Consider the following 20,185-nt stretch of genomic DNA (forward strand, 5'->3'; position numbering starts at 1 on the left):
GGACTACTCGCTGACGGTCGGTGCCGTGTAGGAACAGGTCAGCGGACGTCGACGTAGTCCTGTGCGGCGGTCGTGGGGGCCGCGTTCGGGGAGCCCGGGAAGACGTAGCGCCAGAAGCCGTCCGCAGATGCTCGTACGGTGGTTTTCAGGGTTCCCGCGCGGTCCGTGGTGACGGTTTTTACCGTCGTGTAGGCGGATGTTCCGTTCTTGCGGAACTGGAGGGTTGCCTTCACCCCGGCGTAGCCGGGGTAGCCGCCGGTTGTTTCCCAGTTGGCGGCGGAGAGTCTGCCGGTGATCGTGAGGGTTCTGCCCTTGGCGATCGGCTCCGGGGTGGCGTCTGTTGTCGTCAGGGTCGTGTCGTGCTGTATGGCCGCTGACGCGGCGGCGTGGAGGTCGGTGTAGCTCTTGCGGTCCGTCGATTCGGCCCAGGCGGCCACCCTCCACGTGCCCGCGAAGGAGTTGCGGCCGAGCGTCACGCGCGGGTGGATGTAGGCGAAGCTGGCCTCGCAGGTGGCGGTGGTCGCGTTGACCTTGGTGCAGGTGGCTGGCCAGGTGCTGTGGAGGACGGCGTCGGGGGTGTCGTACGCCCCCTTGTAGAGGTACATGCCGCCGCCGGCGATGCCGGACGGATCCGTGGCGGTGAACGTCGCCTCGAAATCCTGCAACGGCTCGTAGGTCAGCTTCACCGGCCTGCCGCCGTTCACCACGACGTTCGAGATACGGGTCGCACCCGCCTTCTCGTCACCCCGTGGGGCCGGGCCCGCGAACGCTCGGGTGATCGTGCGGCGGAGGGTGCCGCCCTGGTCGTCGTCGGCGGTGACGCGCAGCGAGACGTAGGAGACGGTGGCGGGGACGGTGAGGGTCGTCGAGCCGTCCGCCGCGAGGGGGAGGTCCGTCCAGGTCGTGCCGTCGTCCGTGGACCAGGCGAGCCCGGTCACCCTGGTGCTGGTCGTCACCGCGCGGGTGGTCGCGCTCGCCTCGATCCGGACGGGGCCGGTGGCCGCACGGCCGTACCCGTTCAGGCCCGGAACGGTCAACCGGGCGTCGATCAGCGGGAGTTCCCGGCCCGACGTGCTGTCCGAGCTGAAGGTCCACTCGTTGTGTACGTCCGTGGAGAGGCGGGAGTTGGGGACGCGGCGGTGGACGGTCTGGTCGAGGGCGTACGCAGTCTTCGTCGCCGGCAGGCTCGCGGACGTCAGCGTGGCGTAGGCGTCGAGGCCCTGGGCCTGGGCGTAGGTGACGCCGTCGGAGGAGGTGAGCCGGTAGGCGTACGTCGCCTGGCTGTCGAGCCCCTCGTGCCCGGCCGTGTCGCCGAAGGACTGCCGCTCGGTCAGGCGGATCTTCCCGGCGTACCGCTCCGAACCGCCCCACCGCGAGCGGAGCGGCTGGAGCGGGGCCGCGCCCAGCGTCTCGCCTGCGGTGGTTCCCGCGGGCAGGGTGCGGTCGGGGAGGGACAGCGTGCTCGGGTCGGTGGACAGGAAGCGGCTGTAGGCGATGCCCGGGGTGACGTACTCGGTGACCGAACCGGCGACCGGCACGTACGAGCCGATGTAGACGCCCGTCCACTCGTTGAAGGACGGGGAACTCTGCAGGAAAGCCGGCGCCCGCGTGCCCGGCGCGCCCACCTTCGTGACGGTCCTCGCCAAGGCCGACGTACGGACCGTCACGATCGGCGACGCGGGCACGGTCGTCGTGAAGCTGTGCGTGAGGTCGTAGCGGTACGGGCTCGGGGTGCTCGCCGAGGTGCCCTTCCTGCCGAGGACGTCGTGCACGCGCAGGGAGACGCCCGGTACCGAGAACGGGGTGACGTACACCTTGCCGTCACCCCCGCCCGCGAAGCCCGCCAGGTCGCCGCCCGGGACGCCGATCCATACGGCGGACGACTGCCGGACGGCCGTTGGGTCGTCGGTACGGAGCGCGGTCTCCTTCGCCGCGGGCTGGTCGAAAGCGACCGTCCTGGCGGCCGTGCCGACCGTGAACGTGCTGGTCAGCAGGTAGCTCGGCTGCTGCCAGTCGCTGCGCAGCGCGACCGCGAAGTAGTCACCCGGGGGGAGTTTCACGGTCGCCGAGGCGCCGGGGGCGTCGCTGTCGACCAGGTACGGCGTCCACGTCTTGCGGTCCCAGACGTAGAACAGCTTCGACTGGACGCTGGGGACGTTCGTGATCGTCAGCTTGACCGGGTACGTCGATGCGGCGGCGGTGCGTGTGGTCCTGGGGCGTGCTGTCGTCGGGAGTTCCGTGGTCGTGCGGTCTCCCGCCGCGCGGACGGACACCGTGCCATTCGTCGAGGCGATGGAGTAGCGGGCGGCGGGGGATTCCGGGGGTGCCGTCAGCCGTACGTCGTGGCCGTCCACGAGTTCCACGTGCCCGCCGTCGCCCGACTCGACGCTCCGGCCGGTACGGAGAGACTCGGTCCCGGTCCGCTGTGCCGAGACCGTGCCCACGGTGGTCGGTTTCCCCTCGGACGCCGTTGCCGTGGGCGCGAGCAGCGTCGAGGCGGCCAGCGCTGCTCCGGTCAGCCCTACTGCGGTACGTCTTCGGACTCGTCCTGCGTGGAAAACGGACATCGACTGTCCCCCCTGACTGCTCCCCCTGCGTTCGCCGCAGGCGACGATGGGTTCACTGTAGAGGGGCGGGATGTGGCGAGGCGCGGTGATCGGTGAGTGGTTACGCGTGGCCGCTGTACACGCCGCCGCAGTGTGAGGAGGTGCCCCTGACCGCGCAGAGTCGGATGGAGACCGGGGTGCCCTCTCTCAGATCTCTGCGGGTCCAAGGGCTTCTGTAGGGAGCCGCCTGCCCGCGCGTGGTGGCCTTGAGGCCCGCCACCGGGGCGGTCATCGTGGCCTCCATGCCCCACGAGTCCTCAAGGTGGTCGGACACGCGGAACGCGTCGCCGGGTTCGCCGCCCGGCAGCGGATTCGCGTCCCAGTCCATGGTTCCCGCGACTTCGCCGCTCGGGTTGTAGGCGACGATGTGGAAGCTTCCGTCGGTCTCGGAACCGGCCTTCTTGAAGGTCCAGTCGGCTGCTGCCGCGTTGGTCGCCCCGAGGGTGAGGAAACTGCCCGCAAAGAGCGCGCTGGCTGCCAGCAGCGTGAGCACTCGGTTCTTCGTCCGCATGGAAAGTCTCCTCCGGGGTGGTGCATGGGCAGATCCCACTGACGGCGATCGTTGCCCTGACCGAGAGGCCGATCAATGCCTTTCTGTGGAATGGGGACGCAGGGCCAACAACTCCGTGGACTCGTTGCGTCAGGCGTATGTCCACCGCCACGCGTTCGAGCTGTACGCGCACGTGATCCGTCTGCCGCTCGCGTTCGTCGTCGTCGAGCCGTGGTCCGACTTGCGGCAGAACTGGCCCGCCGAGTAGCAGTTGCCGGAGTTGGAGACGATCGAGCAGGTGCCGGGGTCGTCCTGGGAGGTGAGGTCGGCGGGCTTGGCGTCGGCGGTCGTCGTTTCCGTGACCGTGACCGTGGGGGCCGGTTCGGGAGTGGCCGTCTCGGTGACCGTGGGGCCCGGCGCCGGGGTCGTCGTCACCGTCGCGGTGACCGTCACCGAGGGTTTCGTCTTCGTCTCGACCGGCTGTTTGTTGTCGTTCGCCGGGGCGGCTATCAGCGCACCGACGAGGAACAGTCCCGCGCCGCCCAGCCAGACGCGCTTACGTCTGCGGAGCGGGCGGATGTCCGGCGGGCGGGGTGCGGGTGGCATGGGTGTGGCGTACGGGCTGGTCATCTTGTCCCCCCTGGGCGGTTCAGGTGGGGTGACCGTAGTGCCCGAGATCAGGGCGTGTGGAGGATTCGTGAGAGGAGTGATGCATTTGTGACTGAGGGGCGTTGTCAGTGGCGGGATCTACGCTCGGTGCATGGGGCAGACGTGGAAGTGCGCGGGGTTGAGGTGGAGCGCGGGTAGTGGGCCCGTGTTGCGGTGGGAAGGGGGTGCCGGGAGTGCGTTGGGGTGGGGGAAGGCTGTTGGGTTCGGGGTGGTTGAGGGGACTCGGGGGTGTCTTGGGGCTCGGGGGAATGCGTGTGCGGGGCGGCGGGGGGTGGGGGCGCGGAGTACCGGGGGGCGGTGCGAGGAGTGTGGGCGGCTGGATCGGGTGGGGTCCGTGGCTGCGGATGGGAAGGCCGATGATCCGCGGAGATATCGGGTGTATCTCGCCTGGTTCGGGGGCGGGTTGCTCAAGGTGGGGATCACGGCTGTCGAGCGGGGGTCGGATCGGCTGCTGGAGCAGGGGGCCGTGTGTTTTACGTGGTTGGGGGAGGGGCCGTTGATGGCTGCGCGGCGGGCCGAGGAGGTGTTGCGGGTCGCGTTGAAAGTGGGGGACCGGGTGTCGTACGGGCAGAAGCGGGCGGTACGAGGTGACGCGGCGCGTTCTGTCGACGCGGGGTTCGATGAACTGGGCGTACTGCACGGGCGCGCGCTCCAACTCCCCGGCTGGCCCGAGACCCTCGTACCCCAGCCCTTCCAACCCGTCGACCACACAGAGCCGTTCGGCCTCCGCACCGCGCCTCCCGCGACGGGGGAGGTCACCGAGTTGGTCGCCGGGGGCGCCATCGCCGGGGAGTTGGTGGCGGCGGCGGGGCCTGACCTGCACATCGATACGTCCGCACAGGGGATCGTCGTACTGGATACGAGGCTGATGACCGGCTGGGACCTGACGTCGGCCGGCGTGGGGGCGGGGGAGTTCCCGGTACGCCCGTTCCCGAAGGAGCCGGTGGAGGAGCAGGCGGGGTTGTTCTGAGGTGGGCCGGGGGAGGGGGCGTCTGAGTGAGGCCGCAGCGAGCACCCCAACAGCACCCCCTGTACGGAGCACTGCCTCCGGCATCCGCCGTACCAAGTGCCCGGCCCCGGTACAGGGCGCCCCGCCCCCCTCGTACGAGCGTCTCGCATCCTCCGTACGGACTCCCCCGTACCGCCCGGCTCCCTGTGCGGACGCCCCGCACCCTGCGTACGGACACTCCCGGCACTCCTCGTACCAAGCGCCCGGCCGCTGTACGGAGCGCATCGCCCCCCGTTCGGGAGCCGCCCGCCCCCCCCGTGTGAAGCGCCCGGCCCCTTCCGTGCGGACGCCCCCCGGCCCCCGTACCGACCGCCCCGCACTCTGCGTACGGACGCCCCCCGCACCCCCTGTGTGAAGCCCCCCCGCCCCCGTACCAAGCGTCTGGCACCCCATGCGGAGCGTCCGGCCCTCTTCGTGCGGACCACCCCGCACCCTCCGTGCGAACGCCCCCCGACGCCCCCCCATACCGAGCGCTCGGCTCCCCGTGCGGAGCGCCCGGCCCCTCCGCGGACGCCCCCGGCGCCCCCGTACCGAGTCCCCCGCACCCCCTGCGCGGAGCACCTCGGCCACCCCCTGTATGGAGCGCCCCGCACCCTCCGTGCGGACGCCCCCGGCACCCCCCCGAAGCGCCCGGCACCTCCCGTCCGGAGCACCCCGCCCCCCGTACAGACGCCCCCCGGCACCCTCCGTACCGAGCGCCCCCCATGCCCCCCGAGCGAGCCACCCCCTCACCCCCTACAGCCCCGTAAAGCTCCCCCCAGCCCCCATGCCTGGAACCTCTGATTCCGCCCGCCCCTCAAGCATCAACAGCCCCCCCAACCCCCCCACCCCCATCCCACCCCCTGAGACCCCCCAACCCGTTTCTCAGCCAATTCACAGACAAGTGAAAGCCCCCTCTAAGACCCCCTCGACATCGTGTCCAGCATGACCACGACCTCGCCCCAGGGGCGTACCGAACTGCTGAGGCCGGACGGGAGCCCCGTCCGAGTGCTTGTGGTGGACGACGAGTTGTCGATCACCGAGTTGTTGTCCATGGCCCTGCGTTATGAGGGGTGGCAGATCCGGAGTGCCGGGGACGGGACCGGCGCGATACAGACCGCGCGCGAGTTCCGGCCGGACGCCGTCGTGCTCGACATGATGTTGCCGGACATGGACGGGCTCGCCGTGCTGGGGCGGCTCAGGAGAGATCTGCCGGATGTGCCCGTGCTGTTTCTCACCGCCAAAGACGCCGTCGAGGACCGCATCGCGGGGCTCACGGCAGGCGGGGACGACTACGTCACCAAGCCGTTCAGCCTGGAAGAGGTCGTCGCGCGGCTGCGAGGACTGATCCGGCGTTCCGGCGCTGCGGACCGGCGCTCCGACTCCGTACTCGTCGTCGGCGATCTCACCCTCGACGAGGACAGCCACGAAGTCTCGCGGGACGGCGACAACATCCACCTCACCGCGACCGAGTTCGAGCTGCTCAGGTTCCTGATGCGCAACCCCCGCCGGGTGCTCAGCAAGGCGCAGATCCTCGACCGCGTCTGGTCGTACGACTTCGGCGGCCAGGCGAACGTCGTCGAGCTGTACATCTCGTACCTGCGCAGGAAGATCGACGCGGGCCGCGAGCCGATGATCCACACCCGGCGCGGCGCCGGTTACCTGATCAAGCCCGCGCAGTCATGAGCGGACGACGACGGCCGCGTCCACAAAGGCGACGCACTCTGCGGGCCAGGCTCGTCGTCGCATCGGTCACGCTGATCGCCGTGGTGTGCGCGGTGATCGGTACGGTGACGACGCTGACGCTGCGCCAGCACCTGTACGACCAACTGGACGGGCAGCTGCGCGAGGTCTCGGCGCGGGCGTCGGGCAACTTCGGACCCCCCGGCACGAGCGGCCCGCAGCAGCAGTCCAGGTCCATCGACCTGACGGAGTTCGTCACCCGGGGCCCCCAGCCCGGCAGCTCCACCCTGATCGCGCGGGTCGAGAACGGCGCGGTCACGGCGGGTACGGTCGGCCAGAAGTCCAGCAATTACGACATGGGCTCCAAGGCGCTCACCGAGACGCAGATGAAGGCGGTCAACGCCACGGCGCAGGACCGCCACGAGCACACCGTCGACATCCCCGGCCTGGGCAGCTACCGCGTCAAGTACACGACGGGCGTCAACGGCGACTTCTACGTCGCGATCCCCACCAAGGACGCCGACAACACGGTCAGCACCCTAGTCATCGCCGAACTCAGCGTCACAGCAGCCGGGTTGATCGCGGCCGGCATCGCGGGCTACATCCTCGTGGGCGTGGCCACCCGCCCCCTCCGCAAGGTGGCCGCCACAGCCACCCGGGTCTCCGAACTCCCCCTGCACACAGGCGAAGTGAACCTGAGCGAACGCGTCCCGGAGTCGGAGACGGACCCCCACACGGAGGTCGGCCAGGTCGGCGCCGCGCTCAACCGCATGCTGGACCACATCCACGGCGCCCTGCACGCGAGGCAGCAGAGCGAGATGCGCGTACGGCAGTTCGTGGCCGACGCGAGCCACGAGCTGCGTACTCCCCTCGCCTCGATCCGCGGCTACGCGGAACTGACGCGCAGAGGACGGGAAGAGGTCGGCCCCGACACCCGCCACGCCCTCGGCCGTATCGAGTCCGAGGCGGGCCGGATGACGTTCCTGGTGGAGGACCTCCTCCTGCTGGCCCGCCTCGACGCCGGCCGCCCCCTCCAGTTCGAGCAGACCGACCTCGTACCCCTGGTCATCGACACGGTGAGCGACGCGCGCGCGGCGGGCCGGGACCACGTATGGCGGCTGGAACTCCCGGACGAACCGGCGATAGTCAGCGCCGATGCGGCACGCCTGCAACAGGTGCTGGTCAACCTGCTCGCGAACGCGAGAACACACACCCCACCCGGTACGACGGTGACGGCGCGCGTCCAGCGGCGCGGCCCCTGGCTCTGCGTGGACGTCCACGACAACGGCCAGGGCATCCCCGAGGACCTGCTCCCGCACGTCTTCGAACGGTTCGCGCGAGGAGACTCGGCGCGTTCGCGGAACACCGGCTCGACCGGCCTCGGGCTGGCGATCGTCCAGGCCGTCGCGACCGCGCACGGCGGTGCGGTGACCGTCGACAGCGTCCCCGGGCAGACCGTGTTCACGGTGCACCTGCCCGCGCTCGCCCCGCAGCCGTCCCCCGAAACGAACTGGCAACGCGACTCACAGGGCCAGCACAGTCCCGGCACATGGGTACAACAGGGCGTCTGAGGAGAGTCGTTGACATGCGAACCGACTCTTCTCCGGGCACACTGCCGGCGCGGGAGCACCTCCCGGCCGGCGCTGCCGGAACGCCTGTCCTGGACGTCGTGATCCCCGTGTACAACGAGGAGAAGGACCTCGGCCCCTGCGTCGAGCGTCTGCACGACCACCTCGCCAGGACCTTCCCCTACCCCTTCCGGATCACGATCGCGGACAACGCGTCGATCGACACCACCCCGGTGGTGGCGAAGAGCCTGGAGGCGACACTCCCGGGCGTCAGGTCCTTCCGGCTGGAGCAGAAGGGCCGCGGCAGGGCGCTGCGGACCGTCTGGTCGGCCTCGGACGCGCCGGTGCTCGCCTATATGGACGTCGACCTGTCCACCGACCTCAACGCCCTGCTCCCGCTGGTGGCCCCGCTGATCTCGGGCCACTCCGACCTGGCGATCGGCTCCCGGCTCACCCGCAGTTCTCGCGTAGTGCGGGGCGCCAAGCGGGAGTTCATCAGCCGCTCGTACAACATGATCCTGCGGAGTTCGCTCCAGGCGCGGTTCTCGGACGCGCAGTGCGGGTTCAAGGCGATCCGGCGCGATGTGGCACAGGTGCTGTTGCCGCTCGTCGAAGACACCGGATGGTTCTTCGACACTGAGATGCTGGTCCTCGCGGAGCGGGCGGGCCTTCGGATCCACGAAGTCCCGGTCGACTGGGTCGACGACCCCGACTCCACGGTGCACATCGTCAAGACGGCGACCGATGACCTGAGAGGGGTATGGCGCGTTGGGAAGGCTCTGGCCACCGGTTCGCTTCCCCTGGACCGGCTGACCAGGCCGTTCGGCGACGATCCCCGCGACCGCGAGATCATGGACGTACCCAAGGGACTGGCCCGGCAGCTCGTCGGCTTCTGCGTGGTCGGCGGTCTGTCGACGCTCTTCTATCTGCTGCTGTACACCGGTTTCCGTACGTTCAGCGGCTCGCAGGTCGCGAACGCGCTCGCGCTGCTGGTGTCGGCGGTCGCGAACACGGCGGCGAACCGCCGGCTGACCTTCGGGGTACGGGGGTCCGGCAGCGCGGTGAAGCATCAGGCACAGGGCCTGGTCGTCTTCGGCATCGGCCTCGCGCTGACGAGCGGGTCGCTGGCCGCGCTGAACGCGGCGACGTCAAGTCCCGCGCACGCTACGGAAATTGGGGTGCTGATCGCCGCCAACCTCGCGGCGACCGTGCTGCGGTTCCTGCTGTTCAGGGCGTGGGTCTTTCCGGACAAGGCCGCTGAGGAGTGGCGGGACGAGACGATGCGGCTGTCTCCGGTTCGTCCGTACGACAACGATGCGCGGGAGGACCGGCGATGACGACTCTTCAGGAACGTACGTGGGCTCCGTCTGGCGTTGAAGCGGCCAAGTCGTCGCGTTTGCATGGATTTTGGCGCGGTCGTCCCGACGACGCGGCCTGGGTGCGCCCCGCCTTCTTCGGCCTCCTCGTCGCGACCTTCCTCCTCTACCTCTACAACCTCAGCTCCTCCGGGTACGCGAACTCCTTCTACTCGGCGGCAGTTCAGGCGGGCTCGCAGTCCTGGAAGGCCTTCTTCTTCGGCTCGCTCGACGCGGCCAACGCCATCACCGTCGACAAGCCCCCGGCCTCGCTGTGGCCGATGGCCCTCTCGGTACGGATCTTCGGGCTCAGCTCCTGGGCGATCCTGATCCCCGAGGTGCTGATGGGGGTCGGTACGGTCGCGGTGGTGTACGCGGCGGTACGGCGCCGGTTCTCGCCGGGCGCGGGGCTGATCGCCGGGGCCACGATGGCGTTGACGCCGGTCGCCGCGCTGATGTTCCGCTTCAACAACCCTGACGCGATGCTCGCGTTGCTCATGGCGGTGGCCTGCTATCTCGTCGTCCGTGCGCTGGAGGACGGGCGGACCAAGTGGCTGCTCTGGGCGGGCGCGGCGATCGGGTTCGCGTTCCTCGCGAAGACGCTCCAGGCGTTCCTGATCCTGCCTGCGCTGGCTGCTGTGTACGGGGTCTGCGCGCCCGTTTCTTTGAAGAAGCGGCTGGGTCAACTTGCCGCCGCCACCGGGGCGTTGGTCGTCTCCGGCGGTTGGTGGGTCGCGATCGTCGAGCTGTGGCCCGCTTCCTCGCGGCCGTACATCGGGGGGTCGCAGAACAACTCCTTCCTCGAACTCACCTTTGGGTACAACGGACTTGGCCGTCTGAACGGCGAGGAGACCGGGTCCGTCGGTGGAGGTGGCGGGGGTGGTGGCACCGGGATGTGGGGTGAGACCGGCTGGGACCGGATGTTCAACTCCGAGGTCGGGAGCCAGATTTCGTGGCTGCTGCCCGCTGCGCTGATCCTGCTGGTGGGTGGGCTGGTCGCCACGCGGAAGTTCAAGAGGACGTCCGTGACGCGGAGTTCGTTCCTCGTGTGGGGTGGGTCGCTGGTGATGACCGCCGTGGTGTTCAGCTACATGGCGGGGATCTTCCATCAGTACTACACGGTGGCGCTCGCGCCGTACATCGCGGCGGTTGTCGGGATGGGGGCGGGGGTTCTGTGGGAGAGGCGGGGTGAGGTCTGGGCGTCGATCACGCTGGCGGCGGCTGGTGTGTCGGCGGCTGCCTGGGGGTACGTGCTGCTCAACCGGACGCCGGATTACTTGCCTTGGCTGAAGTGGCTCGTGCTGGTCGGCGGTTTGGTCGGGGCGTTGGGTCTGATTTTCGCCGGGCGTATCAGCCGTCAACTCGCGCTGGCTGCGGTCTCGGTGAGTTTGGTGGCTGCGTTGGGTGGGCCTGCGGCTTACACGATCAGCACGCTTCAGGAGGGGCACACCGGGTCGATTGTGACTGCGGGGCCTGCGGGGGCGTCGATGATGGGCGGCCGGGGTGGGTTCGGTGGCGGTATGCGGGGTGGCATGGGCGGGTTCGGCCAGAACCAGCAAGGGGGTAACGCGCAGGGCGGTCAGGGCCAGCAGGGCAATGGCACCGGTGGCTTCCCGGGTGGCACCGGCGGTAACGGCTTCGGCTTCGGTGGCGGCGCGGGCGGCAACTCCCAGGGTGGCAACGGGAGTTCGCAGGGCGGCCGGTCCCAGCAGGGGCAGGGGCAAGGCTTCCCCGGCGGCTCCACCACTGGGGAAGGCGGCATGGGTGGCGGCGGTGCCGGTGGTCTCCTGAACGGCGCGAGTGTCACCTCCGAGGCCAAGAAGCTCATCAGCACCGACAGCGACAAGTACACGTGGGCTGCGGCAGCCATCGGCGCGCAGAACGCGGCGAGTTATCAGCTCGCGACCGGTGACCCCGTGATGGCGATCGGCGGCTTCAACGGCACCGACCCGTCCCCGACGCTGGCCCAGTTCAAGAAGTACGTCGAGGACGGGAAGATCCACTACTTCATCTCCAGCGGAAGTGGGGGCGGGCGTGGAGGCGGCGGCATGATGGGCGGCTCCTCCACCGGTACGTCGTCCCAGATCACGACCTGGATCGAGGCCAACTTCAAGAAGGTGACGGTGGGGTCGGCCACGTTCTACGACCTGACGCAGAAGGCGAGCAGCTAGGGCACAGCACTGACGGTTCGCTGAGGGCGGGCGGTGACCTCCAGGGGTCGCCGCCCTCTTCTCGTTCGTGCCTTGTACGTCGTATAGGGATCTTCTACGGTGTACATCATGGCCACCGACCTGACACAGACGCCGCCCTCCGCCGCGCCGGGTCACCCCCAGCGCTGGCTCATCCTCGGCGTGATCGCTCTCGCGCAGCTCACCGTCCTGCTCGACAACACCGTCCTGAACGTCGCGATCCCGTCCCTCAAGGAGGAGTTGGGCGCGAGTACCTCGGACATCCAGTGGGTGATCAACGCGTACTCGCTCGTCCAGGCGGGCCTGTTGCTCACGGCGGGCAGCGCGGCGGACCGGTACGGCCGCAAGAAGATGCTGGCGACCGGCCTCGTGCTGTTCGGCGCCGGTTCCCTTGTCGCGACCCTCTCCTCCTCCACCGCCCAACTCATCGCCGCTCGCGCCGGGATGGGCGTAGGCGGTGCCCTCCTCGTCACCACCACCCTTGCGGTCGCCATGCAGATCTTTCCGCCCGACGAGCAGCCCAAGGCGATCGGGATCTGGGCGGCGGTGAACTCCCTCGGGTTCGCGACGGGGCCCTTGATCGGGGGGTTCATGCTCGGGCACTTCTGGTGGGGCGCGATCTTTCTCATCAACTTGCCTGTCGCGGCAGTGGCGTTGGTGGCTACGGTGGTTCTCGTCCCCGAGTCCAAGGACCCCCAGGGGGACCGGCCCGACCTGCTCGGTGCGCTGCTCTCGACCGTCGGGATGTCGTCCCTCGTCTTCGCGATCATCTCCGGGCCCGAGCACGGTTGGCTGTCGGCGCGGGTGTTGGGGAGCGGGGTGGTCGCCGTGCTCGTACTCGCGGTGTTCGCGTGGTGGGAGAACCGGGTGCCGTATCCCATGCTCGACATGTCCTTCTTCCGCAACCGCCAGTTCACGGGGGCGGTTGCAGGAGCCGTCCTGGTCACGTTCGGGATGGGCGGGGCGCTGTTCCTCCTCACCCAGCACCTTCAACTAGTCCTCGGCTACGGTCCATTGGAGGCGGGTCTCCGCACGGTGCCGCTTGCCATAGCCGTCATCCTGCTCAACTTCTCGGGGCTCGCGGCGAAGATCCTGGCGAAGCTCGGGGGGCCGGTGACGATCCTGCTCGGCATGGTCGTCATGGGGTGCGGGCTCGTGTCCATCGGGGTGCTGGGGGAGCGGGGGTATGCCGGGACACTGCTCGGCCTGGTACTGGTCGGGGCCGGAAACGCGCTGGCCAACCCTGCGATGGCGCACGCGATCATGAGTTCCATCCCGCCGGCCAAGGCGGGGGTAGGGGCCGGGATCAACGGGATGCTGGGGGAGTTCGGGGCGGGGCTGGGGGTCGCGGTGCTGGGGGCGGTGCTGACGTCGTCGGCGAGCCTTGAACAGGGGCTGCGGGAGGGGCAGTTGGTAGGGGCGGCGGCGGTGGTGGCGGGGGGTGTGGTGGCCGGCGTGCTCCTGCGCCGGGCGGCTGGCGACAAGACACCCGGCCTCGCCGTTAGGTCGGGGCGATGAGGTGTCGCTGAGGGGCAAGGTGCAGAGTGGCGTAGCTGGCCGGCTTTGGCGGCGCCGCAGGCCGCGACCGGGTTCGGCCTGACACGCCGGGCTCATGGCGGCCCACGCTGCCCTGACCGGCTCGCGCACCGACGTGGCACTTCGGCCCGGCCCGGTCCGGACGGCTACACCACTCGGCGGGACGCCACCAAGTGCCGAGTGGCCGAGGCGATTCCGGTGCTCGGCCATGACGGAGCCCCGGCGCATCGGCCGGGTTCTCCAAGGTCCTTCGGGTCATGGCGGGCAGGGTCTGTCAGTCAGCTGGCGGGACAGGGGATGAGGTCCCGGCGAGTGGTGTAGCCGGTCGAGCTGTCGGAATCCGCAGGTCGTGGCTCGAATCGCCGTCGCCGTAGGCCCTGTTGAGGCTCACTGGACCGGGACCGGCGGTGATCGCACGACGGCTGGTGGCGGCACTTACCGGACGGCTCCAACGCGGGGGCGACGGACCGCGATCGGCTACACCACAACGGGGGACACGACCGGACAGGGCGGCGCGGCGAGGCGGTGGAAGGCTGTGGCCGGTTCGTTTCTCCTGGGCTGGGCTGCTGAAATCGGCAAGGGCAGGCGGTGGCTGCCGATATGGCGTCCGGCGAGTGGTGTGGCCGGTTGGGCTGACGGAATCCGCAGGTCGCGGCTCGAATTGCCACCGTCAGAGGCCCTGTTGAGGTTCGTCGGGCTGGGATCGGTGGTGATCGCGCGACGGCTGGTGGCGGTACTTACTGGACGGCTCCAATGCGGAGGGGGCGGGCCGTGATCGGCTACACCACAACGGGGGACACGACCGGAGTGGGCGGTGCGGCGAGGTGGTGGAAGGTCGTGGTTGGTTCGTTTCTCCGGGGCTGGGCTGCTGAAATCGGCAGGGGCAGGCGGTGGCCGCTGATATGGCGTCCCGGTGAGTGGTGTGGCCGGTCGGGTTGACGCAATCCCCAGGTCGCGGCTCGAATCGCTGTTGCCGTAGGCCCTGTTGAGGTTCGTCGGGCTGGGACCGGCGGTGATCGCACGACGGCTGGTGGCGGCACTTACCGGACGGCTCCAATGCGGAGGCGACGGACCGCGATCGGCTACACCACGACAGGGGACACGACCGGACAGGGCGGCGAGGCGAGGCGGTGGAAGGCTGTGGCCGGTTCGTTTCTCCAGGGCCAGGCCGCTGAAATCCGCAAGCGCAGGCGGTGGCCGCCGATGGCGTCCCGCCGAGTGGCGTAGCCGGTCGAGCTGTCGGAATCCGCAGGTCGTGGCTCGGATCGCCGTCGTCAGAGGCCCTGTTGAGGCTCACCGGACCGGGACCGGTGGTGATCGCACGACGGCCGGCAGCCGTGAGCCCGCCGTCCAGTGGCAGGGCGCGCATCCAGGTCGGCAGGTCGATAGCCGTGAGGCTGAGTTCGAGCCAGACAGCTTCCCAAAAGGTATTAAGCGCCCTTGAATGGAAAAGGTGGCATTTAACTCTCTATTCCCTTTCTGGGCCCTGTGCTATTGTGCGGCACCGTAATTCGCTAAGGCGAACAGCTTGAAGCGTTCTGCGGAAAAGGGCGAAATGTCGACTGTGTACAGGTATATAGCGGCGGGGGCCGGAGTGATAGCCCTCGTGGCCGCGCTGCCAATGGCCGCATCTGCGGATACGACTGACGGTCGGGCGGCCGGGGCCTCATGCGTCTCGGATAAGTACGGGCCCGCCGGGGATCTGCTGGCCAAGAATATAGCGAAGGGCATAGACGAGGCCCTTCAGGGCCGCGAAAGTGTGGCTTCGGTTGCCCTCTACGACCGCAAACACGGTATCTCCTGCACGTACGACGAGAACCGGCAGCAAGACGCCGCAAGCGTGATCAAGACGGCCATCCTGGGTGCGCTGCTCTACCAGAACAAGGGCCCCCTGACCGGCGACGACGACACCCTCGCCCGGAAAATGATCACCGCCTCGGACAACGCCTCGGCCACGACTCTCTGGCGGAAGCTCTCGGACCTCACAAATCCCTCCGCGCCGAACCCGGTCAAGATTCAGGAATTCCTCGACCGGGTCGGGATGAAGAACACCGTCCTCGACAAGGAGGGCTTCTGGGGGCTCAGCCAGGTCACCGCAGCGGATCAGCTCCAACTCCTGAAAGTGTTCACGGACAACAGTGACACGGTGCTCACCCCGGACGCGCGCGCCTACGCACTGGACCTCATGAATAAAGTCCAGTCCGACCAGCGATGGGGAACCCCGGCCGGAGCCCCCAAGAACGCTGTCGTCCACGTCAAGAACGGTTGGCTTCAGCGCTCCAACAATCCCGATGTGGACCCCTACGACAGGCTCGACTGGAAGGTGAACAGCATGGCCGCGTTCACCGGCGACGACTACGACTACGGGCTTGTCGTCCTCACCGAGAACAACAGGGTCCCTGCCGGGCATCCGGCGCAAGAGGGGTGGACCTACGGCATAGGCACCATCGAAGGGGTGGCCCGCGCGGTCCACCACGGCCTGTACCCGCTGGAGTCGCCTTCCCAGGACCTCCAGCCCTCCCTCCAGAGCCTGATCAAGCAGCTCAAGCTTCAGCCCGCCCAGCCCAAGTAACGCCACCCCCGCCCGCACGCCCACCTCCCAGGACAGCCCCGAGCCCCCTTAGGCTGTTGCAATGGGCGCAAAACGGGAGGTGGGCCTGTGACCAGGCAAAGCGTGTGGCTCGCCGACAAGGAGCGCCGCCGGAAGTCGAACCAGCCCACCGGCCTCGACCGCCCCCGCATCACCGTCGCCACCGTCCGCCTCCTCGACGCCGAGGGCCTCGAAAAGTTCTCCATGCGCCGCCTGGCCGCAGAGCTGAACGTCACCGCGATGTCGGTCTACTGGTACGTCGAGACGAAGGACGAACTCCTCGAACTGGCCCTCGACGAGGTCTACGGCGAAGTCCCCCTCCCCCCGGCGTCCGACGACTGGCAGACGGACCTCCGCCAACTGGCCACCTGGTACCGCACGTTGCTGGTCCGCCACCCCTGGTCCTCCCCCTTGGCCGGCCGCTACCTCAACATCGGCCCCCACGCCCTCACCTTCGCCCGAGCCATCCAACAAGCCGTCCGCAGAACGAACTTGCCCCTCGAAGACATCACCGGCGTCATCGCCGCCGTCTTCCAGTTCGTCTACGGCTTCGGCACGATGGAGGCCCACTTCCTGGCCCAGACCGCCGAGGCGGGCCTCTCCCCCGACGACTACTACCGAGAGTCCCTGGCCCTCTTCAACGCGAGCACGGACATGGCCGAAATCGCGGAGGAGACAAAGGACTTGGTGGAGGCGAGGGGCACGGCGACGATCGTAGAGATGCACAACAGAGACTTCACCTTCGCCCTGGACCTGCTGCTGGCGGGCATCCAGTCGATGACGAACCGCCGCTGAGGACAAGCCGACGGCACGGCGTCAAGTCAAACGCTCACAGCCCCCGGCGGAGTGCCGACAAGGCTGAGCACGGCCCCGGCCAGGTGCGCGAGGCTGCGGTCCGCCCGGTCGCCGTCGGGGTCCACCAGATGGTCGAGCAGTACCCCGTCCACGGCGCAGTAGATGAGGTGAGCCAGCTCGCGGGCCGGAATCCGGCTCACCTGCCCGGTGTACTCCAGCCCCTGGCGGACGATCCGCTCGATCGCGGTGAGGTTGTACTCGCGCAGAGTCCGCCCCAGATGCGCCGCCTCGGGAGTACGCAACGCGTAGAGCGTGAGCTCGTACTCCACCCGCTGGCTGACCAGATCCCCGCACACGAGCCCCCACGCGGTGCGCACCAGATGGTGGACCACCTCCGAGGGCACGGGCGGCCCCGCCCCGGCCGGGGTGACCAGGTGCGCGGCGAGCGTGGAGTTGTCCTGGTCCGCGTGGTCGATGAGCGATTCCAGCACCCCCGCGAGGATGTCGTCCTTGGTCTTGAAGACGTAGTGCAGCGTGGCCAGCGACAGCTCGGCCTCTGCGGCGATACGTCGCGTCGTGGCACCGGCGACGCCATCGCGCGCGATGACCGCTGCGGCGGCTTCGATGATCTGCGTGCGGCGCACTGCGGCTGGCACATGAGCCATGCGGTGGACTCCCTCGTACGACTTGGTCGATCGACCGACTAGATCATGGCCCGCCCCGGACGGCAAGGGCCGCCCGCAGTGATCCACGACACGGACATGTTCATTTGACTGGGTCGATCGACCGACTTCAAGATGTTGTCACCGCAAGGCGCTACCGAAGGCCGAGCGACACCGCACGCCACTCGTCACGGAACGCACCAGGAGACACCCCATGACCGACATGATCGCCATCTCCTACCCCACCCAGGACGTCGCCCGCCAGGCGCTCACCGAACTGCGCGCCCTCCAGACCGAACACACCGTCCAGGTGGCCGACGCGGTACTGCTCACCCGGGACCTCGACGGCAAGGTGACCCTCCACGGCAGGCCCCACCCCGCCGCCTCCGGCGCTCTCGGCGGCGCGTTCTGGGGCGGCCTCGTCGGACTGCTGCTGTTGCAGCCGCTGCTCGGCGCGGCCATCGGCGCCGCCGCGGGCGGAGTGGCCGGCGCGACGGCCGAGGACGACGACCGGACCCAGTTCATCAAGAGCCTCGGCGAGCGCCTGGCACCCGGCACCGCCGCCGTGATCGCGGTGATCGGCGAGGCGACCGCGGACAAGGCCCTGCCGCGCATAGCCCGGTACGGCGGCGAGGTCCTGCACACCTCGCTCAGCCAGCAGGACGAGGACGAGATCCGCCACGCGCTGCACGCGGAGCAGCCCGCCGGAAAGTGGTCCTGGGAAGACGGCGCCACGAAGGTGACCCCCCAGAACACCGAGCAGCACTCCGACAGTTCGGGCATGGGGGCCGCGGCTCTGGGTGCGGCGGGTGGGCTGGCCGGTGGAGTACTGCTCGGCGCCCTGCTCTTCGACGACGACAGCGACGACGACTGAGGGGTGGGGCCGGTATCCGAAAGCCGCGGTGGGATTCCCCCACCGCGGCTTCCATTCGCTCGGCGCACCCAACTCGAAGAAAAAGTTGCTCAGTTCGCCGAGATTTGCTCCAACTCGCTGATCTCAGTGCTACGGTGATTCTGAACCACAAAAAAAGTGGCCCCCTCAGGGCTCGGAGTGCACGAACACTCCGCTGAAGGGGCCCGACGACATCTACCTGCTAAGGACTCTGTCGCCATGCGCCACTCTATCGCGCACGCCTTCTTGGCGTACCTCTGCACCCTGATCACCCTCCTCCTGCCCGCCACGGGCACCCGCCGCAAGTGCTGCGCACCCCCGGCCCCCGAGCCCGTAATCCCCGAAAGCCCCTGGTCACGCCCCTGGACGAGCCCCTCGAAGGCAGAGGCGGCCGAGATCCTCCGCCGCCGGGCAGAGGCGGAGGCATGGGCAAACTCGGAGGAGGCAGCACTCCAACGGGAACGCAGGAGGGCGCTGGTGTACGCGGCGGCGGGGCTGGAGTACCCGTACATGTACAAGGGGTCCCCGTTCGGCCCGGAAGCGTTTGCGGACGTGACGGGGAGGATGCGGTAGGGAGCTTTTCGGACGCCGGGAGGCGCGAAGGCTCTGCCTTTTAGGGGCGCGGGGGGCTGTGCCGATCGGGCGCGAGCAACCAAGTCTTTTAGGGGCGCGGGGGGCTGTGCCGATCGGCCGCGAGCAACCGAGTCTTTTAGGGGCGCGGGGCTGTATCGATGTGCGGCTACCGCCGCGCGGGCGCGAGCAATCGCCGGATCACCCCAAGTCTTTTAGGGGCGCGGGGAACTGCGCGAGCAACCACGTACTACCGGAACTCGCGCACTCCCAGATACCCCCCACCCCTTTAGGCGTCCGGCGAACTCAACCGAGCCGGAAAGCCCCCCGTAGCCACCGGCCCCCACTTCTCCGGCGTAACCCGAATAATCGACTTCCCCTGCCGAACCATCGCCTCCCGGTACTCATCCCAATCGGGGTGCTCCCCAGAGATGTTCCGGAAGTACTCCACCAACGGCTCCACAGACTCCGGCGAGTCCACAACCTCCGCCACTCCGTCGATCTGCACCCACTCCCCGTTCCACTCATCACTCAGCACCACGACACTCACCCGCTCATCCCGCCGAGCATTCCGCGTCTTGGCCCGCTCAGGGTACGTAGACATCACGATCCGCCCCGAGTCATCCACCCCACAGGTCAACGGCGAAGCCTGCGGCCCCCCATCCCCCCGCCGAGTGATCAACAACGCCCGATGCCGGGGCCGCACAAACTCCAGGAGCTCTTCAAGGGACACGCGCGTGTTCGTAGCGATAGCCATGGCACCCACCCTAGGAGCCCTGAACGGCCTGCACATCCAGCTCGACCCGCAGTGTCGTCCCGATCGCAGCGATCCCAGCAGCCACAACCTGGTTGTAGTTCATCGCGAAGTCCTCCCGCCGCAACTCGGCGGTAGCCCGAAACGCGGCCCGGGTCCCACCCCAAGGATCACCCCCGGTCCCAAGGTAGGAGAGATCGAGATCAACGTCCCGAACAACCCCCCGCATACTCAACTCCCCATGAACGGTCCACCGATCGGCCCCGGCAACACTCAACCCCGTGGACCGATAGGTGATTTCGGGATACGTCTCGACGTCGAGGAAGTCACTGGACCTCAGATGCTCATCCCGCATCGAGTTCCCCGTATCGATGGACGAGGCCCGAATCACCGCCTCCACCCGGGACTTGGTCACATCATCAGGCGCGACCTCGACAGAAGCACTGAACTCCGTGAACCGCCCCCGCACACTGGAGATCCCGAGATGCTGAGCAACGGCACTCACCGCGGAGTGCACAGGATCGACGGTCCAGACCCCGGGCGGCGGCAACTCCGTACCCCCCTGCCGAGCAAGCACGACGTTCCCAACTTCGGCGCGCCCACTCGCAGTTACCAACGCCGTGGAAGCCGCAGGCGCGTACCCCACGGCAGTGATGATGACGGTGTGGGCCCCAGGCGCGAGCGGCGTCGAGTCCCGCACAAGCCCGTCGTCGTCCGCCTCGGCCCGCACCACCTGCGTACCGCTCATATCGGTCACCGTCACGACGGCATGGGGCACGGCCCACCCGTCCTTCGTCCGGATCCTCGCGCTCAACGCCATGCCACAACTCCTCTGAAA

General features: G+C 68.7%; 16 protein-coding genes. 10 read left to right on the forward strand and 6 right to left on the reverse strand.

The features are described from left to right. Positions 1-38 precede the first annotated feature (38 nt). From J8M50_RS03780 to J8M50_RS03790, 3 genes are all read right to left on the reverse strand, one after another. Positions 39-2,567, reverse strand: a complete 2,529-nt coding sequence (locus tag J8M50_RS03780) for a hypothetical protein (protein WP_141655533.1) — start codon at positions 2,565-2,567, stop codon at positions 39-41. A gap of 100 nt (positions 2,568-2,667) precedes the next feature. Continuing rightward, on the reverse strand, positions 2,668-3,117 hold the full coding sequence (locus J8M50_RS03785) for a hypothetical protein (protein WP_010350762.1): 450 nt from the start codon (positions 3,115-3,117) through the stop codon (positions 2,668-2,670). A 129-nt stretch (positions 3,118-3,246) separates the two neighbouring features. Beyond that, entirely contained in the window at positions 3,247-3,726 is a 480-nt protein-coding gene (locus tag J8M50_RS03790; protein ID WP_010350763.1) for a hypothetical protein, read from the reverse strand. Positions 3,727-3,856: 130 nt separating this feature from the next. Here J8M50_RS03790 and J8M50_RS03795 point away from each other — a divergent pair, with 130 nt between their 5' ends. The 8 genes from J8M50_RS03795 to J8M50_RS03830 all read left to right on the forward strand — a co-directional run bounded on the left by J8M50_RS03795 (position 3,857) and on the right by J8M50_RS03830 (position 16,469). Continuing rightward, positions 3,857-4,735, forward strand: a complete 879-nt coding sequence (locus J8M50_RS03795) for a DUF2797 domain-containing protein (RefSeq protein ID WP_075779120.1) — start codon at positions 3,857-3,859, stop codon at positions 4,733-4,735. A 963-nt stretch (positions 4,736-5,698) separates the two neighbouring features. Then, positions 5,699-6,439: a response regulator transcription factor gene (locus J8M50_RS03800; RefSeq protein WP_010360248.1), complete on the forward strand. Its 741-nt coding sequence runs from the start codon at positions 5,699-5,701 to the stop codon at positions 6,437-6,439. Then, positions 6,436-8,007 (forward strand): sensor histidine kinase, encoded by a 1,572-nt coding sequence (locus J8M50_RS03805; RefSeq protein ID WP_029184646.1) that lies wholly within the window; start codon positions 6,436-6,438, stop codon positions 8,005-8,007. The genes J8M50_RS03800 and J8M50_RS03805 overlap by 4 nt, the downstream gene beginning before the upstream one ends. A 14-nt stretch (positions 8,008-8,021) precedes the next feature. Beyond that, positions 8,022-9,341, forward strand: coding sequence for a bifunctional glycosyltransferase family 2/GtrA family protein (locus J8M50_RS03810; RefSeq protein WP_010360250.1), 1,320 nt, complete (start codon positions 8,022-8,024; stop codon positions 9,339-9,341). A 101-nt stretch (positions 9,342-9,442) separates the two neighbouring features. Beyond that, on the forward strand, positions 9,443-11,530 hold the full coding sequence (locus tag J8M50_RS03815) for an ArnT family glycosyltransferase (protein WP_010360252.1): 2,088 nt from the start codon (positions 9,443-9,445) through the stop codon (positions 11,528-11,530). Positions 11,531-11,638: 108 nt separating this feature from the next. Further along, positions 11,639-13,066 carry an MFS transporter gene (locus J8M50_RS03820; protein WP_050987415.1) on the forward strand — a complete coding sequence of 476 codons (1,428 nt, stop codon included), beginning with the start codon at positions 11,639-11,641 and terminating at the stop codon, positions 13,064-13,066. A 1,573-nt stretch (positions 13,067-14,639) separates the two neighbouring features. Further along, the gene (locus J8M50_RS03825; protein ID WP_223786158.1) at positions 14,640-15,656 is read left to right on the forward strand and encodes a serine hydrolase; all 1,017 of its coding nucleotides are present in this window, start codon (positions 14,640-14,642) and stop codon (positions 15,654-15,656) included. An 87-nt stretch (positions 15,657-15,743) separates the two neighbouring features. Continuing rightward, the gene (locus J8M50_RS03830; RefSeq protein WP_029183653.1) at positions 15,744-16,469 is read left to right on the forward strand and encodes a TetR/AcrR family transcriptional regulator; all 726 of its coding nucleotides are present in this window, start codon (positions 15,744-15,746) and stop codon (positions 16,467-16,469) included. Positions 16,470-16,495: 26 nt separating this feature from the next. Here the strand turns inward: J8M50_RS03830 and J8M50_RS03835 are convergent, their stop codons facing one another. Further along, complete coding sequence (locus J8M50_RS03835) at positions 16,496-17,134, reverse strand: TetR/AcrR family transcriptional regulator (RefSeq protein ID WP_078480628.1); 639 nt, start codon at positions 17,132-17,134, stop codon at positions 16,496-16,498. A 211-nt stretch (positions 17,135-17,345) separates the two neighbouring features. Between J8M50_RS03835 and J8M50_RS03840 the strand changes: the two genes are divergently transcribed. Together J8M50_RS03840 and J8M50_RS03845 are read left to right on the forward strand one after the other, a co-directional pair. Continuing rightward, positions 17,346-18,005 (forward strand): DUF1269 domain-containing protein, encoded by a 660-nt coding sequence (locus J8M50_RS03840; protein WP_010352301.1) that lies wholly within the window; start codon positions 17,346-17,348, stop codon positions 18,003-18,005. Positions 18,006-18,242: 237 nt separating this feature from the next. Further along, the gene (locus J8M50_RS03845) at positions 18,243-18,596 is read left to right on the forward strand and encodes a hypothetical protein (protein ID WP_010352300.1); all 354 of its coding nucleotides are present in this window, start codon (positions 18,243-18,245) and stop codon (positions 18,594-18,596) included. 286 nt (positions 18,597-18,882) lie between these two features. Here the strand turns inward: J8M50_RS03845 and J8M50_RS03850 are convergent, their stop codons facing one another. Together J8M50_RS03850 and J8M50_RS03855 are read right to left on the reverse strand one after the other, a co-directional pair. Beyond that, positions 18,883-19,350 (reverse strand): PPOX class F420-dependent oxidoreductase, encoded by a 468-nt coding sequence (locus J8M50_RS03850; protein WP_010352299.1) that lies wholly within the window; start codon positions 19,348-19,350, stop codon positions 18,883-18,885. Positions 19,351-19,360: 10 nt separating this feature from the next. Then, positions 19,361-20,167 carry a YceI family protein gene (locus J8M50_RS03855; RefSeq protein WP_010352298.1) on the reverse strand — a complete coding sequence of 269 codons (807 nt, stop codon included), beginning with the start codon at positions 20,165-20,167 and terminating at the stop codon, positions 19,361-19,363. Positions 20,168-20,185: the final 18 nt, after the last annotated feature.

The organism is Streptomyces acidiscabies, from assembly GCF_020010905.1.
GTDB classification, from domain to species: domain Bacteria; phylum Actinomycetota; class Actinomycetes; order Streptomycetales; family Streptomycetaceae; genus Streptomyces; species Streptomyces acidiscabies.

Bases quoted from the DNA above. Each gene is read 5' to 3' on its own strand.
- J8M50_RS03780 (WP_141655533.1), bottom strand. From the start codon at position 2,567: ATGTCCGTTTTCCACGCAGGACGAGTCCGAAGACGTACCGCAGTAGGG.
- J8M50_RS03785 (WP_010350762.1), bottom strand. From the start codon at position 3,117: ATGCGGACGAAGAACCGAGTGCTCACGCTGCTGGCAGCCAGCGCGCTC.
- J8M50_RS03790 (WP_010350763.1), bottom strand. From the start codon at position 3,726: ATGACCAGCCCGTACGCCACACCCATGCCACCCGCACCCCGCCCGCCG.
- J8M50_RS03795 (WP_075779120.1), top strand. From the start codon at position 3,857: ATGGGGCAGACGTGGAAGTGCGCGGGGTTGAGGTGGAGCGCGGGTAGT.
- J8M50_RS03800 (WP_010360248.1), top strand. From the start codon at position 5,699: ATGACCACGACCTCGCCCCAGGGGCGTACCGAACTGCTGAGGCCGGAC.
- J8M50_RS03805 (WP_029184646.1), top strand. From the start codon at position 6,436: ATGAGCGGACGACGACGGCCGCGTCCACAAAGGCGACGCACTCTGCGG.
- J8M50_RS03810 (WP_010360250.1), top strand. From the start codon at position 8,022: ATGCGAACCGACTCTTCTCCGGGCACACTGCCGGCGCGGGAGCACCTC.
- J8M50_RS03820 (WP_050987415.1), top strand. From the start codon at position 11,639: ATGGCCACCGACCTGACACAGACGCCGCCCTCCGCCGCGCCGGGTCAC.
- J8M50_RS03825 (WP_223786158.1), top strand. From the start codon at position 14,640: ATGTCGACTGTGTACAGGTATATAGCGGCGGGGGCCGGAGTGATAGCC.
- J8M50_RS03835 (WP_078480628.1), bottom strand. From the start codon at position 17,134: ATGGCTCATGTGCCAGCCGCAGTGCGCCGCACGCAGATCATCGAAGCC.
- J8M50_RS03840 (WP_010352301.1), top strand. From the start codon at position 17,346: ATGACCGACATGATCGCCATCTCCTACCCCACCCAGGACGTCGCCCGC.
- J8M50_RS03845 (WP_010352300.1), top strand. From the start codon at position 18,243: ATGCGCCACTCTATCGCGCACGCCTTCTTGGCGTACCTCTGCACCCTG.
- J8M50_RS03850 (WP_010352299.1), bottom strand. From the start codon at position 19,350: ATGGCTATCGCTACGAACACGCGCGTGTCCCTTGAAGAGCTCCTGGAG.
- J8M50_RS03855 (WP_010352298.1), bottom strand. From the start codon at position 20,167: ATGGCGTTGAGCGCGAGGATCCGGACGAAGGACGGGTGGGCCGTGCCC.